A 16079-nucleotide genomic window follows, 5' to 3' on the forward strand; every position below is an offset into this window, starting at 1 on the left:
CTTGTCGGCATCGGCCACCGCGTCCGGCAGCGCGACCTCGGCGAAGATGTCGTCGCCGCGCCGCCAGACCGCCTTCATGCCCTGGAAGACCGGGCACTGCGACCGGATCTCACGGCCTGGCGGCAGCGCCATGCCATCCGGCGATCCAATGCGGCGCAGCCGATTCCGAGTGGGCGCGCGTACAAGCGCACCGCCAAGCACCGCAAGCGCGAGGGCTGAGTACAGCTCGTCCGTCAGCTCGGCGGTCGTAGCGCCGCGAACTCGTCCGTCACGCGGATCTCGTTGTCGGCGAAGCGATACACCGCCGCTGGCCGCCCGCCCGCGCGGCCGGGGGAGGCCGTGTCCCCGGTCGGGGTGATGACGCCGCGCCGGGTCAGCACCCGCTGCAGATTCGTGGTGTCCACGTCGTATCCCAGTGCGGCGCAATAGATTTCCCGCAGGGTCGACATGGTGAAGCGCTGCGGGGCCAGCGCGAACGCCATGTTCGTGTACGAGAGCTTGGCGGCCAGCCGGGTGCGCGCGTGCTCGACCACGATCCCGTGGTCGAAGGACATGTCCGGCAGCGCCGAAACCGGGTGCCAGCGGGTGTCCGGCGGCAGCTGCGGATCCGCGGTCAGCGGAACCAGGCCCAGGTAGGCCGAGGCGATGCGGCGGTCACCGGGCACCCGATCCGGGTCGCTGAAGACCGAGAGCTGTTCCAGGTGCGTCAACTCGCGCACGTCCACCTTCTCCGCGAGCTGGCGGGCCGCGGAGGTGTCCAGATCCTCGTCCGTGCGCAATTTGCCGCCCGGCAGGGACCAGGTGCCCTTGGCGGGGTCCAGCGCGCGCTCCCACAGCAGTACCGCCAATTCTGTCCGCTGACCGGGCGGGCAACGGTGTTCATTGGCGGGCGCACCGCCCTGACCTGCGGTGACATCTCCGGGGAAGCGGCGAACCTGGTACACGGCGGTGAGCGTTTCGTGGATGGTGCTACGATGGGCCACGTTTTCGATTCTAAGTCGAAAACCGATTGGATGCGAATCGGCGATGGGGCCGAGCGCATGAGAGAAGGAGCCAGCCATGGCTGCACCCGGTGCGACGATGACGCTCGCGGAGCGCATCACCGATGGACCGTCGGGATTCGGTGGCGTCGATGCCACCCCCGAGTGGGCTCAGGAGGTCAAGCGACTGGCGCGCGAGCGCAATGCCACGATCCTGGCGCACAACTACCAGCTGCCCGAGATCCAGGACGTGGCCGATCACGTCGGCGACTCCCTCGCGCTGTCCCGCATCGCCGCCGAGGCCCCCGAGGGCACGATCATCTTCTGCGGCGTGCACTTCATGGCCGAGACCGCCAAGATCCTCAGCCCGGAGAAGACGGTCCTCATCCCGGATCAGCGGGCGGGCTGCTCGCTGGCCGATTCCATCACCGCCGAGCAGTTGAGCGAATGGAAGGCCGAGCACCCCGACGCCCTGGTGGTGTCGTACGTGAACACCACGGCCGCGGTGAAGGCGCTCACCGACATCTGCTGCACCTCCTCGAACGCCGTGGACGTGGTCGCCTCCATCGACCCCGCCCGCGAGGTGCTGTTCCTGCCCGACCAGTTCCTGGGCGCGCACGTCAAGCGCATCACCGGCCGCGAGAACATGCACATCTGGATGGGCGAGTGCCACGTGCACGCCGGCATCAACGGTGACGAGCTGAACGAGCAGGCCCGCACCCACCCGGACGCGGAACTGTTCGTGCACCCCGAATGCGGTTGCGCCACCTCGGCGCTGTACCTGGCGGGCGCGGGCGAGTTCCCGGCCGACCGGGTGCACATCCTGTCCACCGGCGGCATGATCGACGCGGCCAAGGCGGCGAAGTCGAAGCAGGTCCTGGTCGCGACCGAGGTCGGCATGCTGCACCAGCTGCGGAAAGCCGCGCCCGGCATCGACTTCCAGGCCGTGAACGACCGCGCCTCCTGCGCGTACATGAAGATGATCACCCCCGCGGCGCTGCTGCGCTGCCTCCTGGAGAACCGCGACGAGGTGCACGTCGACCTCGAAACCGCCGCCCTGGCCCGCGGTTCCGTGCAGCGCATGATCGAGATCGGCAACCCGGGCGGCGGGGAATAACCATGTCGCCCCAGATCCCGGCGGCCAGGCCCGCCGGGCCCCGGGCGACCCCGGACGGCCCCCGAATCCGGTTGCCCCGCCCGCTCACCCGCCCCACCGGCCCCCGCCTCCTGACCGGCTGGCGACCCGAGTCCCCGTTGGCCCGCACAGCCCGCGCGGCCATCACCCCCCTCACCGCCGCCGTCGCCCGGCTCGTCCGTAGCAACGCTGTCGTGCGAGAGCGCCCGGCACGAGACTGCGCCTGCGCGCCGCTGGTCGGCTCCGAATCCGCCGGCAGCAACGCGGCCGGGCATCTCGCGCGGCGCGACGATGAGGTCGCCGAACGTGTTTCGCCGTCCCGGCGGATCGATGCGATCGCCGGGCGCGATATCGCTCCGGACGGTGATCTCCGGCGGGAGTCCGCCGGCCACGGCCGGACGGAGTTCAACCAACCTGCCGCGTTGACTGCCACGCGCGACGTGGCCGGAACGGCATCGGGCGGAACGGAACTCGGCGCTCTCGCGGCGTCGAGCGAGGTTCGGGCCGGTGACGATCCCGCCGGGACGGCTGTCTGCCGCTGCGGCACCGGCGCGCCGGAGCGGCGCACGACGGCTCCGGGGGTGCTCGGCCTGCCGGCCGGGTCGCGCCGGATTCCGCCGGGCGGGCGCGGTTTCGCGCTGGTACCGGTCGGCGGGCGAAAGGAAACGTGATGGGTGGCTTGCCTGTCGAGTGGGAGGCCGAGGCCGACCTCGTCGTCGTGGGGGGCGGGGTCGCCGGGTTGACGGCCGCCCGGACCGCCTCGCTGCGGGGGTTGCGGGTGCTCACGCTGAGCAAGGGCGGGGCCACCGACACCTCCACGCAGTACGCGCAGGGCGGGATCGCCGTCGTTGCGCCGCACGGGGATTCGGTGGAATCGCACGTGCGGGACACCGCTGTCGCGGGGGCCGGACTGTGTGAGACCGACGCCGTGCGATCCATCGTCGAGGGTGGGGTCGACGCCGTCGCGGCGCTGACCGACCTCGGGGCCGTGTTCGACCTCGGGCGGGACGGGGAGGTGTCGCGGACCCGCGAGGGCGGGCACAGCACGCGGCGCATCATTCACGCCGGGGGTGACGCCACCGGGGCCGAGGTGCAGCGGGCGCTCAACGCGGCCGGGCTGCCGATCCTGTTCGGGGCCGCGGTCGTCGAGATCGTGACCGGGCCCGAGGGGGTGCGTGGCGTGATCGCGGTGTCGGACAAGGGTTTCGGGCTGGTGCACGCGCCGGCCGTCCTGCTGGCCACCGGTGGGCTCGGGCAGCTGTACGCGTGCAGCACCAATCCCCCCGGGGCCACCGCCGACGGCATCGCGCTCGCGCTGCGGGCCGGTGCGTTCGTCTCGGACCTGGAATTCGTGCAGTTCCATCCCACCGTGCTCTTCACCCCGGGCGGGCTCGGCAGACGCCCGCTCATCAGCGAGGCCGTGCGCGGCGAGGGCGCGACACTCGTGGATTCGCAGGGTGATCCGGTCATGGCCGGGGTGCACCCGCGCGGTGATCTGGCCCCGCGCGACATCGTCTCGCGCGCCATCGCCGAGCGCATGCGCACCCTCGGAACCGATCACGTCTACCTCGACGCCCGCGCCCTGGACGGCTTCGCCGAACGCTTCCCGACCATCACCGCCTCCTGCCGGGCCGCCGGGCTCGACCCGCGCACCGACCTCATCCCGGTCGCGCCCGCCGCGCACTACCAGTGCGGCGGCGTGGTCACCGACACCCACGGCCGCACCGCGGTTCCCGGCCTCTACGCCGCGGGCGAGGTGGCGCGCACCGGCCTGCACGGCGCGAACCGGCTCGCCTCCAACAGCCTCCTGGAGGGCTTGGTCGTGGGCGAACGCGTGGGCGCGGCCGCCGGCGAACGCGTGGACGCGGCGACCCGCATCGACCCGGCGGAACTCACCGGCGGCGCGCCGCACGCCCTGCCGCGCGCCGATCGCAAACTGTTGCAGGAGTTGATGACCGAGCAGGCCGCCGTCGTGCGCGACGGAGACGGCCTGCGCGCGGGGGTGCTGCGTCTCATCGGGCTGCTCGCGGAGTCGCCGGACCCCGACGGGCAGGTGCGCGCGGAGTCGACGGCCGCGATCGTGCGCGACCTCGAGGACGCCGCGCTGACCCTCACCGCGCGCGCACTGCTGCTCGCCGCGTCGGCCCGCGCCGAATCCCGCGGCTGCCATACCCGTTCGGATCATCCCGAGCCGCGCGAGGAGCTGCGCCGCAGCACCGTCGTCCGGCTCGGCGCGGACGGCCGTCCGCAATTGGTCACCGACGGAACAGGACTCGCGCCGACGTGGCGACGCGACCCGGCCCCGGCCGCCCGATGACCCGCCCCCGCGCCGGCGCGCTCGCCGAACGAGACCGCGCCGCGAACCACCCGCACGGCCGCGAGCACCGCCGGGCCCAGCGCATCTCGCGCCGCGCCGGTGGCGGTGCCGCCGGCCGGGACTTCGTAGAAGGAGTGCTCCCATGACCCTCGACGCCGGACTCGATCGCGACGAGGTGCTCGCGCTCATTCGCACCGCCCTCGATGAGGATCTGCGCTACGGCCCCGACATCACCACCCTGGCAACGGTTCCCGCCGATGCCGTCGCCAAGGCCGTCATGGCCTCGCGTCAGCCCGGTACCGTGGCCGGTCTCGATGTGGGCCTGCTGGTGCTGGACGAAGTACTGGGCGAAGGGAATTACGAGATCACCGAGCGGGTGCCCGACGGGACCCGGGTGCGCCCGGGCGATGCGGTGCTGCGCCTGGTGGCCCCGACCCGCGGTCTGCTCACCGCCGAGCGCACGCTGCTGAACATCGTGTGTCACCTGTCCGGAATCGCCACCGCGACCGCGGAATGGGTCGACGCGGTGGAGGGCACGAAATGCCGTATTCGCGACAGTCGCAAAACGCTGCCGGGTCTGCGTGCCCTGCAGAAATATGCGGTCCGGGTCGGCGGCGGCGTGAACCATCGCATGGGATTGGGCGATGCCGCGCTCATCAAGGACAACCACGTCGTGGCCGCCGGGTCCGTGGTCGCCGCCCTGCGCGCGGTAAAGGAATTGAATCCCACTATCGAATGCGAAGTGGAAGTGGACAGCCTCGAACAACTCGACGCCGTTTTGTCGGAAAACGTCGAATTGGTACTGCTGGATAACTTTCCGCTGTGGGCGACGCAGGCGGCGGTGCAGCGCCGGAATACACGCTCCCCGCGGACGATTCTCGAATCGTCGGGCGGCCTGACCCTCGCGGATGCGGCGAATTACGCGGGCACCGGCGTCGATTACCTCGCGGTTGGCGCACTGACCCATTCGGTCCGCGTGCTGGACCTGGGTCTGGATATGTAAGGGCAGGAAAGCCTTACAAAATCGCCGGAACGGCGGCGCGCTCGGCTAGCGGTTGTAGCTGGGCGCGTCGGCCATCCAGCCGGTGCCGCCGCAGGCGGAGCAGAAAATCGTCGAACCGTCATCGGCATAGCCGAATGACCCGCTGGCATCGCACATTCCGCAGTATCGCCACCCGCGATTGGGCGCGACGGTATCGAAAAAGATATTCAGAAAGCCCTGGATCGCCATTCGCAAGCACCCCTCGCTCGGACACCAAACGAACCAAGCCTGCGCGTTTGCCAGAAATTAGTCCAGCGGTTTCCAGGGCTCTTTACAAGCCGAATTCGTGCGGATCCAGATGCAGAGCCTGGCAAGCTTCCTTGACGGCAGCAACTTCATGGGCATCGAAACTGCCGTCGGCATTACCGATCATGATGCCCATTTGCACTACGGCCCGTGCCTCGGTGGGTTTTCCGGTCGCCTTGGCGATCTGCTGCATGACATAGGCCCGCCCGAATGCCGGATCCATGGTGATGCGATTGCAGTTGTCCTCGAACAGCGCTCGCAGTTCGTCCGTGGGAAAGTGCTGCAGGATCGGATCGGCGCCGATGAGCTGGGCCACGCGCATGCGCTCGGCGGGATCGATGCTGCCGTCCGCCGCCGCGACCAGCGCGCAGATGCCCATGGTGGCATCGCGGAAGGTCCCCCCGCGCAGTTCGTTTCGCTTGGTGAGCAGCTGCTCGCGCCACTTCGGCGCGCTGTCGAGCAGGCGGCTGATCGAGGTCGCGTTGGACATGAGGCGGTGCAGGAAGGCCATGACACACTCCGAACTGATTTCCCGGACCCACAGACCCCCGCGTGGTTGTCCGGACTGCGCTTGCGTACCGAACGACCCTAACAGTGGGCGCCGGGCGGACGCTGAGAAAGCTCCGGGCGATCCACCGGCGCCGCAAGGATTCCGGTGAGCAGCGCGATCGGGTCGGTGTTCGCGGGCAGATCGCTGACCTGTCCGTCGCCGACCTCGACGACCCGCCAGCTGCCGTCCGTGCGCCGCGCGAGATCGGTGGTGACGAATGGGGCACCGAAAGTGCGTACCGCCGAGGCGAATTCGTGGACAGGAGCATCGGGCACGACATCCGGGGTATCCGGGTGCGCGGTCACCAGCACGGGTTCTCCGCGCACCCACCACACCCGGGCCTCGGCCCCGGTGAATTCCTCGAAGGCGCGCAACACAATTCCGCCGGTGAGGAATTCACCCTGCCGTTCGGCGAAGGTTCGCACGACGCGTTCGAGCCGGTCGGTATCGGCCAGGTCGGGCACGAAACACGCACTGTCCCACTCGTGTTTGCGTGATTTCACCCAGTCCTTGACGATGGCCGCGCCGCGCGGAAGATTCGCGGCAGCGGCTGCGAGCGTCGTCGATTCGGGCGCGCCGTTACCCGGAATCCACGCACTCGCGGGGGTGTGATCGGTGAAATGCGGATACCAGCAAGGGAATTCGTGTCCACGCCGGTATTCCACAGCCGGTGTCAACAGTTCGACGCCGCGCTCGCGTAACCCTGTCTCGAGGTCGGCGTAGCGATCGGCCGGAATCATCCAGCCGCGATAAACGAGCCGCGCGCCCGACTCGGGCACCGCCCGCAGCGCCGCACCGAGATCGCCCCGCAGCAGCGCGTCGTGATCGATCCGGACCACGTCCGCGCCGAGTTCCCGTGCGGCGACGGCCTCCCGCGCGAAATGCGGATCCACCCGTGCGCCTCGCAGCGGGTCCGCCGGCACCAGCAGCCCGGACACCCGCGTGTTGTCGATCTCCCCCATGCGGCTCACCGTACCCGGCCGCAGAGCGACCGCGTCCGCGCCCGGATCAGCCGCGGACGGGATGCGCACGAGCCGACTCGAACAGCGCTTCTGTGGATGTGCGGACAGCGATGTCAACGTGCCCCGGAGCCCCGGTCCGCATCCGCGCGCCCCGTGAACCTCCGCGCGTCCCGGGAAGCGCGCGGCCGCACGGATCGACGGACGCTCGGCCGGTTCGGAGTCGGCGGGTTCGGGTTCAGCGATCGTCGTGGCGGGGCGGTGCGCCGAAATCGACTCGTCAGGTGGTGAGTTCGCGTTCGAGCGGGGTGCGGAACCGGGGGACCGGGCGGACCTCGCCGTACCAGGTGGTGAGGCGGGCGGCCTCGGCCTCGATCAGTTTCTCGGCGTCCGAGCCGACGTCTTCCAGTAGCCGCCAGACGATCTCGCCGGTGCCGCGCTGGGCCCAGCCGCCCACGATCCGGCCGTTCCAGAAGATGCTCGGGCCGATATTGCCGTTGCGGTCGAACAGCGCGGGGCCGTGCTCGCCCAGATACCAGTCGCGGGACTGCCACCCCATCGGGGTCGGGTCGAGAGCGGGCAGCAGGGACACCCACGGTTCGGGAGTGGGCACCGGATCCAGATCATCGGCGAGCAGCAGTCCGGTGCCGCCGTCCAACTCGACCTCGACGGTGTCCAAGTGGGTCAGGGCCTTGCGGACCTCGGTCAGGCTCCAGCCCGTCCACCATTTGATGTCCGAGATCGGGGCCGGGCCGAAGGTGCGCAGCCACTGTCGCAGCAATTCGGTGCGCGCGGTCTCGGCGGTGATCTCCGAAATGCCGCCGGGCAGCCAGGATTCGATGGGCGACCAGGTGTACTGGCTCGAACTCCACGAACCGTTCGGCCGCCCGCGCACGATGCTGCCCTGGCAGCCCAGGATCACCAGGATCCAGGTGGTGATGCTGGTGGGCTTGGAGTACGACTTGCCGGGTGCGGCGTCGATCTGCGTGCGCAGGCGCGGCACATCCTTGCTGAGCTGCGCACCGGTCGCGGCCCCGCGCGCCAGCAGCGCCGTATGCGTTTCCTCCTCCACCTCGGCCAGCCACGCCGCGACGTCGCCGTCCACGACGCCCGCGTTCTCGATGAAGCGGCCGTAGGTCTTGCGCTGCTTGTGCGCCAGCGGTTCCGCGCACGAGGCCTGCAGCGCGGGGACGAGTTCGGCCGGCGCCACGAACATGGTGCGCCGCATGGCCAGCATGCGCAGCAGCGTCCGATCGTCGTACAGCGCCTTCTCCACGTGTGCGGGTTCGAGTCCGCGCGTGCGCGCGGCCACGGACAGGAACACCGTGGCCGGATCGGTGGCGTGCAGCACCACCATCGAGCGCGCGGCGGCCTCCGCCGTCTCTACCCGGGCCGACTCGGCCAGCCGATGCCTGACCCCGATCCGGGCTCGCCGCTGCTCCACACTCATCGAACGCATGGGCGAATCCTAGCCGGGTCGCCGGACGGCGGGCCCGGCGTCCGGATCGGGCCGGACTCGGCGTCCGGCGTTCGCGGCCGGAGTGCCAGCCACCGAGCGTTGCTGCGACCACCCGCGCGAGCCGCGTCGCGTGATCGGCCACCGCCCGCGCACGCGGCACGGTGCCGAGGTACACCGCACCCGCGCTCGCGCGTGTCATGATTCCGCGATGCGACACGGGATTCGGCGGCTCTCGGTGAGCACCATGGTCATGGCGGGCGTCCTGGCGGCGACGATCGTTGCCGCACCCGGTGTTTCGGCCGCGCCGGAGAGAGGGTTGCGGGTCGACATCCGCCCGGTGAGCCTGACCGTCGACGGCGAGACCGCCACCGGCCGGGTCTACGAGCCCTATCGCAGCACACCCGGCGACCTGAACCCCGGCAGCCTGGTCGTGGCCGTGCACGGTCACGCGGGCAGCGCCGCCGACTTCCCCGACTACCTGTCCTCGATCGTGCGCCGCACCGGAACCCCGCTGCTCACCATGGACCAGCGCTCCGCCGAGAGTCGCTGGCGCACCGGCGATTGGAACGTGTGGGCGGGCTGGCGCGACACCGTCACCGCCACGCGGTGGTATCGCGACGAGCATCCGGACATCCGCCGCACCGTGCTGTGGGGCTGGAGTCAGGGCGGGCTCACCAGCGGCCTGGCCGCCGCGTACGCCCCGCCCGGCACCTACGACTACTGGGTGAGCACCTTCGGCCAGGCGGACGATTTCAGCTCCTGGCTCGAAGGCCCCCTGGCCGCCCCCGACCTGCGCGCCCAGATCGAACGCGACGCCGGCGACTGCGCGCCCTGGGCCTGCCCCGGCGCGTACATCGCCCGCTCCCCGGCCCTGCTCGCCGCGCGAATCACGGTGCGCCGCACCATCCTGCTGCACGGCACCGCCGACACCCTGGTCCCGTTCACCTCGTCGGTGGAGATGCGGGCGGCCCTGGTGGCCGCGGGCAAGTCGGTCTCCCTCTACACCGTCATCAGCGGCCGCGACCTCGACGGCACCGTCGCGCCCGCCGGGCACGGCGTCGGCCCGGTCTTCTTCGAATCCGGCTGCGTGGTGGAACGCCTGCTCCTGGAAGACGAACCCCGCAACAGCGACTATCTGATCGACGTCGCCAACAACATCAACACCGCCCCCGACGCGCCCGCCGGCGCCAAATGCGCCGCGTGAGCGGGCCGGGTCGCATCGCGCTAGTCCGCGCTCACCGCCTCGACGATGTTCAGCCGCGCCGCGCGCAGGGCCGGCGGAATCGAGCCCAGCAGGCTCAATGCCAGTGCGGCGAAGGCGAATACGGCCAATAACGGACCGGGGCGGGCGGTGATCTGCAAGCCCATCATGTCCCCGGCCAGGTAGGCGTACAGGACCTGGTTGCCCAGGCCGAACACCACGCCGAGCGCGGTCCCGGCCAGCCCTATCCCCGCGGCTTCGGCCAGCACCATCTTCAGCGCGAAGCGGCGGCTGGAACCGATGGCCCGCAGGATGCCCAATTCGCGGCGGCGTTCGAGCAGCGCCAGGGTGAGGGTGTTGAGCAGGGCCATCGCGGCGATGAACGCCACCAGCACCAGCATCACCCGCGAGAGCACCAGGCCCTGCTCCATCGACCTGCTCACCCCGTCCAGCGCGGCATCGCCGGTGTACGCGTGCACCTCCGGCGGCAGGGCCGCGCGCACGTCGGCCAGCAGCCGCTCCCGGTCGCCGCCCGGCACGCCCTCGACCTGCAGCGTGCTCGCGCCGGGCCGGTCGAACCACTCCCGCATGAGCGCCAGACTCATCGACGCGGCCCCGGTGAGCGCGGAGAAATAGGGGATCGCGGCCAGCACCCGGGTGCGCTGCTCCCCGGTGGGGGTCTGCACCGGGATCTCGTCCCCGGCCGAAACCCCCAGTGTCCGAGCCAGATCGCGGCTGATCACCACGCCCTCGCCCGCGAGCAGCCGCTCGCGGGTCGCGGCGTCCAGGGCCGCGGTCATGGCGAAGTTGCCGCCCGGCTCCACCCCGTAGATCAGCGCCTTGGTGCCCGCGAAGGTCGCGAACGCCAACTGCCCCTGCACCACCCGCTCCACCCCGGGCACCGCCGCGACGCGCTCGGCCACCTCCGCGGGCAGCAGCGGGGTGGGCACCAGGTCCTCGGGGGTCACGCTCACCCAGAGATCGCTGTCCGCAAGGGATTCGAAGGTGTCGCGCGCCGAGCGCACCGCGTCGGCATTGGCCCCGGTGATCGTCAGCGTCATCGTGACCGCGATGCAGACCGTCATGGTGGTCGCCCACACCCGGCGCGGCGCGCGGTCGATGTTCACCCCCGCCAGTACCCCCGCCCGCCCCAGCCTGCGCGCCAGCGCACCCGCCGCGCGCACGATCGGCCCGCCGAGCGCGAACGCCAGCGCGATCTCGGCGGCGAACGCGAAACCCAGTCCCACCGCGGCGAACAGCCCCAGGTGGGCGCGCATGACGAGCACCGTCGCGACGCCGAAAACCACCGCAAGCACCCCGGCCACGACCCGCGCCCGCACCGGCACCCGGTCCGAGTGCGCCGCCCCGACCGGCGCCAGCGCCTCCACCGGCGCCATGCGATAGATCTGGCGCGCCGCCAGCGCGGTGGCCAGCACGTTGGTGAGCACGGCCGCCACGATCGCCGCCGGAATCGCGTACCAGGGCAGCAGGTACTCCAGCCGCGCCTGCAACATCTGGGTGAACGCGGCAGGCAGCAGCCCGATGGCGTAGCGCCCGGCCACCACGCCCAGCGCGGAACCGATCGCCCCGCCGACGAGCCCGAGCACCGCGGCCTCGGCCAGCACGTCGCGCACGATCGTCTGCCGCCGCCCGCCGATCGCGCGCAGCATGGAGATCACCGGCCGCCGGCCCGCCAGCGCCATGCTCATGGTGTTGTAGATCAGGAACGCCGCCACCACGAACGCGATGCCCGCGCCCATGGCCGCCATCAGGCGCACCATGAGCACGCCGTTGCCGTTCTGCGCGGCGCGGATCGCGGGTTCGCCCACCAGCGCCCGCCCGGCCACCGCGGCGGTGACCGCCGAACGGACCTGTGCGGCATCGGCATCCGGGTCGGTCACCAGCAGCACGGAATCGACCTGCCCGGCCCGCCCGGTGACGAGCTGAGCCAGCGGCAGCGGCGCGATCAGGTAGTGCCCGTCGTTGAGTTCGCCGCCGTCGTCGCCGAGCACCGCCGCGACGGTGACCCGCCCCGAACGCAGCTGTACGACATCGCCTTTCGCGTATCCGGCCGCCGGCCCCGCCAGGACCCCGCCGGGTACGGTCGCCAGCGCGGTGAGCCGGTCCTCGTCCAGCGCGCCGCCGAGTCCGCCGCCGAGCTCCCGCGCGGTGGCGTCCAGCCCGAGCAGCAGCAGCGGATCGTCGTCCGGCCCGGCGTTGGCCCGCAGCACGGGAGCGGCGGTGCGCACGCCCGGCACCGCCGCAACGTCCGCCCGCACCGCCTCGGCGAACCCGGCGTCGGTGACCCCGGAGACCTCCAGCGCGGCATCGCCCGCCAGCCCGGCCGGATCCGCCGACCCGGTCAGCGAACCGGAGATGCCGAGCACCGCCACCAGGAACATCGACGACACGGCCATCACCACGATGGATCCGGCCGTGCGCCCCCAATGCGTGGTGAACTCACGAATATGCAACAGCCGTAGGCGATCCAGCAGCGCGATCATCGGCCCAGGCTATGGGCCGTGAACTGTGACTGTCCATGATCGCGGCCGCCGGAACAGGCGCGCGCCCGGCGGGGTTGCACGGTGCGGAACGTCAGTCGAGGAGAGGCAGCGATGAGCACACCGGTGGACCCGTCCTACACCTGGAACGGCGCGGAGCTGGACCTGGAGGCGTACCTGGCCCGCATCGGGTACGCGGGGGAGCGCACGCCGACCCTGGCGACCCTGCGCGCCCTGGTCCACGCGCACACCACGAGCCTGCCCTTCGAGAACCTGGAGATCCTGCTCGGGCGCGGTGTTCCGCTGGACGTGCCCGCGCTGCAGGACAAGATGATCCGCCGCCGGCGCGGCGGCTACTGCTACGAGAACGTCGGCCTGTTCGCGGCCGCGCTCGAACGCCTCGGCTTCGAGTTCACCGGGCTGGCGGGCCGGGTCAGCATGGGCGCGAGCGGTTTACGGCCCGCCACCCACGCCCTGCTGCTGGTCACCCTCGACGGCGAACGGTGGCTCTGCGACGTCGGATTCGGGGCCGGTCCGCTCGCGCCCGTCCCGCTGGTCCACTCGCCCGGTGAATTCGCGCTCGGCGCATGGCGTTTCCGCCTCGAACGGGGCGCCGGCCCGCTCGGCGGGGAGCTGTGGACCCTGTACCAGTTCGGGCGTGACGGCTGGGTGGATCGCTACAGCTTCACCCTCGATCCGCAGTACCGCATCGATTCGGCGGTCGGCAATCACTTCGTCTCGACCTCGCCGCGCTCGCCGTTCACCGCCCGCCCGTTCGTCCAGCGCTTCACCCCCGAGGTGCACGAGGTCCTGGACGGCCTGACGTGGACCACCGAGTTCCCGGACGGCGGCGGAACGAGCCGGGAGATCGAGCTCGCCGACCTGCCGAAGGTGCTGCTCGAGGTCTTCGATATCGAACTCGACGCGCCCGACGCGGCCGCGCTCGTGCGCGGGAGCTGGATCACACCGCCGGAATAGGGTTGAAGCGGCAAGTCGAAAGGCTTGCGGTGTAGGAGAAATGGTGTAAATCGGACATTCAATTGACCGCGCCCGCCACGACGTGCCGGTGAGCACCCGCTCGGCCGCGTCGTTTCCGTGTCGGCCGCGCAAGTTCGTGTCGTGTCATGAAAGCGCTCTGAGCTGCGGAATCGCGTGCACTGCGGCACAATCGAAACCGGATTGCGGCGCAGATCTCACCGAGATCTCGCTCATATCTCACGCTGACGTCGGCGGGACGCTCGCGGACCGCTACACTCGTGCGGGGAAACACGCGGGCAACCGCGTCGTCACAGTCACCATCGCGGAGAATTTCGGAGAAGTGCCATCGAAACCGGCCAAGTGATCGCAGGGCATTACCGCCTGGTCGAACGGATTGGTAGCGGCGGCACAGGTGTCGTCTGGCGAGCCGTCGACGAACGGCTCGAGCGTTCGGTGGCGGTCAAGCAGATCATCACCCAGCCGAGCCTGTCCGCGGCCGACAAGGACATCGTGCGTCAGCGCGCGGCCCGTGAGGCCCGCAATGCCGCCCGCTTCCAGCATCCCAACGCCATTGTGGTGTTCGACATTACCGAGCACGAGGGCGATCCCTGCCTCGTGATGGAGTACCTCGCCTCGCAGTCGCTGGCGGTGGTGCTCTCCGCGCAGGGCACGCTGCCGCTGCCGCAGGTCGCGCGCATCGGCGAGCAGGTCGCCTCGGCGCTGATCGCCGCTCATCGCGTGGGCATCGTGCATCGAGATGTGAAGCCGGGCAACATCCTGCTCGGCGACAACGGCGCGGTGAAGATCACCGACTTCGGCATCTCCAAGGCCAAGGGCGATGTCACCCTCACCGCCACCGGGCTCATCTCCGGTACCGCCGCCTACCTCGCACCCGAGGTCGCGCGCGGGGCCGAGCCGAGCCCGGCCGCCGACGTCTTCGCACTCGGCGCGACGCTCTTCCACGCGCTCGAGGGGGAACCGCCGTACGGCACGAACCCGAACCCGCTGGCGCTGCTGTACGCGGCGGCCAACGGGCAGATCAGCGAGCCGCGCAACGCCGGCCCGCTCAGTGATCTGCTGCTCTCGCTGCTCAGCTTCGAGCCCGACGACCGGCCGAGCATGCACGACGTGCGCGACATCATGGCGGACTTCGCCGAGCTGGGCCCCGACGCCGAGGCGACCCGCGTGCTGGCCGCGCGCCGCAACGGCCCGGCGACCCCGCAGCCGATGCCGCCCCGCCCGGCCCCGCCGCGCCAGAACACCCGGCAGATGGAACGCCGCAACTCCGGCAGCGCCGATATCCCGACCGGCGCCATGAGCCAGGCCCAACTGCTCGAAACCCCGCCGCCGCGCCCGCCCGCGGGCGGCCCGCCCACCCATTCGGGCATGGAACCGCACGGCGAGCAGGCCGGTTCCAGCAAGAAGTTCGTCTGGATGGCCCTGGTCGCGGCGGTCGTCGTGGCCGGCGCGGTGATCTTCGGCGTGCTCAGCTCCGGCGACTCCGGCACCCCGGATGCCAACGGCGGCGACACCAGCGCGACCAAGGCCACCCCGTCCACCAGCACCGGCAAGGGCGCGCCCGGTTCGCTCGGCGAGACCAAGAGCGTCAGCCAGGTGACCGTGCAGGGCGGCGTCGACACCGTCTCGAAGTTCTACGACGGCATCGTGTACCTGTCCTTCGCCGACGCCTGGAACCAGCTCACCCCGGCCGCCCAGCAGGTCTACGGCAGCCAGGGCGCGTTCCAGACGTACTGGACCGACAACCGCGTCACCCGCTACTCCACCATCAACGGCGCACGCGGCTGGGCGGAGAGCGAGAACGCCGACGGCTCGGCGGACATCCTGGTGGGCAGCGTCGCGACCAACTCGCAGAACAAGTCGATGACCCTGCGGGTGGTCGACACCGGCGGCGGCAACTTCAAGATCGACAGCAACACCAAGTTCTGAGCCGTACCCCGTCCTTGCGCCGCACCGGAATCCGGTGCGGCGCAAGTGCTTTCCCGGGGGATTCGGGGCGTTCCGCCGGGGCGCCCGGCAACCGGAGAATCCGCGACCCGAAGCGTCACCCGGCGATCCGGCGCCACCGGTTCCCCGGTAATCCGGCGCTACCGGTTCCCCGGTAATCCGGCGCTGCCGTCGCAGCCCCCGCGGCGCTACAGCACTATGGGATGCGGCGGTCATCCGAGAGTCGGGACCGCAGTAGGGAGAATGCCCCATGAGCGTCCACGTCGTCGCCGAACTCCGCGCGCTGCCCGGCCAGGAGGACCGCCTGCTCGCCATCCTGCAGGGCCTGGTCGAGCCGTCCCTCGCCGAACCCGGCTGCCTGGCCTATCGGCCCTACGTCGACCCGAGCGACGCGACCCGGGTGGCCATGATCGAGGAGTACGCCGACGCCGCGGCCATCGACGCGCATTTCACCAGCGCGCATTTCCAGCAGGCGGGCAAGGACTTCAAGGGCGTGCTCGCCGAGCCGCCGGTGATTCGCCGCCTCGTCGCGGAGTGAACCGCGCGGTAGTGTCGAGGGCGTGAGCACGCGGACCGAGTCGACCCTGGCGCTGGTGAGCGCCGTCGTCGTGTCCGCGTGGGCGATGCTGTTCCTGGCCTCGACCGAACCGAATTCCCTGCTGGTGCTGGGTGTTACCGCGCTGGTCGCGGTCACCGCGGCCATGCTCGCCGCGCGCGGGCCGCTGGTCCGCACCGGCGAACGCGCG

At 70.9% G+C, this 16079-nt stretch carries 15 protein-coding genes; 9 read left to right on the forward strand and 6 right to left on the reverse strand.

Going from position 1 to position 16079, the window contains the following annotated elements:
* Positions 1-233 precede the first annotated feature (233 nt).
* Positions 234-983, reverse strand: a complete 750-nt coding sequence (locus ABZ319_RS37070; protein ID WP_354991252.1) for an NUDIX domain-containing protein — start codon at positions 981-983, stop codon at positions 234-236.
* 76 nt (positions 984-1059) lie between these two features.
* Here ABZ319_RS37070 and nadA point away from each other — a divergent pair, with 76 nt between their 5' ends.
* The 4 genes from nadA to nadC all read left to right on the forward strand — a co-directional run bounded on the left by nadA (position 1060) and on the right by nadC (position 5435).
* On the forward strand, positions 1060-2097 hold the full coding sequence (nadA, locus tag ABZ319_RS37075; protein ID WP_354991253.1) for a quinolinate synthase NadA: 1038 nt from the start codon (positions 1060-1062) through the stop codon (positions 2095-2097).
* Between the two features lie 2 nt (positions 2098-2099).
* A complete protein-coding gene (locus tag ABZ319_RS37080; RefSeq protein WP_354991254.1) occupies positions 2100-2786 on the forward strand; it encodes a hypothetical protein in 687 nt (228 codons plus the stop codon).
* Positions 2786-4432 carry an L-aspartate oxidase gene (locus ABZ319_RS37085; protein ID WP_354991255.1) on the forward strand — a complete coding sequence of 549 codons (1647 nt, stop codon included), beginning with the start codon at positions 2786-2788 and terminating at the stop codon, positions 4430-4432. The genes ABZ319_RS37080 and ABZ319_RS37085 overlap by 1 nt, the downstream gene beginning before the upstream one ends.
* Positions 4433-4574: 142 nt before the next feature.
* Positions 4575-5435, forward strand: a complete 861-nt coding sequence (gene nadC, locus ABZ319_RS37090; RefSeq protein ID WP_354991256.1) for a carboxylating nicotinate-nucleotide diphosphorylase — start codon at positions 4575-4577, stop codon at positions 5433-5435.
* A 45-nt stretch (positions 5436-5480) separates the two neighbouring features.
* On the opposite strand, the gene ABZ319_RS37095 is transcribed toward nadC, so the two are convergent.
* The 4 genes from ABZ319_RS37095 to ABZ319_RS37110 all read right to left on the reverse strand — a co-directional run bounded on the left by ABZ319_RS37095 (position 5481) and on the right by ABZ319_RS37110 (position 8688).
* A complete protein-coding gene (locus ABZ319_RS37095) occupies positions 5481-5663 on the reverse strand; it encodes a hypothetical protein (RefSeq protein ID WP_354991257.1) in 183 nt (60 codons plus the stop codon).
* An 82-nt stretch (positions 5664-5745) separates the two neighbouring features.
* Positions 5746-6231 (reverse strand): TerB family tellurite resistance protein, encoded by a 486-nt coding sequence (locus tag ABZ319_RS37100; protein WP_354991258.1) that lies wholly within the window; start codon positions 6229-6231, stop codon positions 5746-5748.
* 77 nt (positions 6232-6308) lie between these two features.
* On the reverse strand, positions 6309-7301 hold the full coding sequence (locus tag ABZ319_RS37105) for an ATP-grasp domain-containing protein (protein ID WP_354991259.1): 993 nt from the start codon (positions 7299-7301) through the stop codon (positions 6309-6311).
* A gap of 208 nt (positions 7302-7509) precedes the next feature.
* The gene (locus ABZ319_RS37110; protein ID WP_354991260.1) at positions 7510-8688 is read right to left on the reverse strand and encodes a winged helix DNA-binding domain-containing protein; all 1179 of its coding nucleotides are present in this window, start codon (positions 8686-8688) and stop codon (positions 7510-7512) included.
* Positions 8689-8896: 208 nt separating this feature from the next.
* On the opposite strand from ABZ319_RS37110, the gene ABZ319_RS37115 reads away from it, so the two are divergent.
* Positions 8897-9892 carry a prolyl oligopeptidase family serine peptidase gene (locus tag ABZ319_RS37115; RefSeq protein WP_354991261.1) on the forward strand — a complete coding sequence of 332 codons (996 nt, stop codon included), beginning with the start codon at positions 8897-8899 and terminating at the stop codon, positions 9890-9892.
* A gap of 20 nt (positions 9893-9912) precedes the next feature.
* Here the strand turns inward: ABZ319_RS37115 and ABZ319_RS37120 are convergent, their stop codons facing one another.
* Positions 9913-12393 (reverse strand): FtsX-like permease family protein, encoded by a 2481-nt coding sequence (locus tag ABZ319_RS37120; RefSeq protein ID WP_354991262.1) that lies wholly within the window; start codon positions 12391-12393, stop codon positions 9913-9915.
* Between the two features lie 111 nt (positions 12394-12504).
* Here ABZ319_RS37120 and ABZ319_RS37125 point away from each other — a divergent pair, with 111 nt between their 5' ends.
* The 4 genes from ABZ319_RS37125 to ABZ319_RS37140 all read left to right on the forward strand — a co-directional run.
* Positions 12505-13368, forward strand: coding sequence for an arylamine N-acetyltransferase (locus ABZ319_RS37125; RefSeq protein WP_354991263.1), 864 nt, complete (start codon positions 12505-12507; stop codon positions 13366-13368).
* Between the two features lie 360 nt (positions 13369-13728).
* A complete protein-coding gene (locus tag ABZ319_RS37130; RefSeq protein ID WP_354991264.1) occupies positions 13729-15315 on the forward strand; it encodes a serine/threonine-protein kinase in 1587 nt (528 codons plus the stop codon).
* Positions 15316-15583: 268 nt separating this feature from the next.
* Complete coding sequence (locus tag ABZ319_RS37135; RefSeq protein WP_354991265.1) at positions 15584-15871, forward strand: putative quinol monooxygenase; 288 nt, start codon at positions 15584-15586, stop codon at positions 15869-15871.
* Positions 15872-15893: 22 nt separating this feature from the next.
* Positions 15894-16079 (forward strand): hypothetical protein (locus ABZ319_RS37140; RefSeq protein ID WP_354991266.1); only part of this gene is annotated, 186 nt, incomplete at its 3' end.

The sequence above is a fragment of the Nocardia sp. NPDC005978 genome (assembly GCF_040614455.1).
Classification (GTDB): Bacteria; Actinomycetota; Actinomycetes; order Mycobacteriales; family Mycobacteriaceae; genus Nocardia.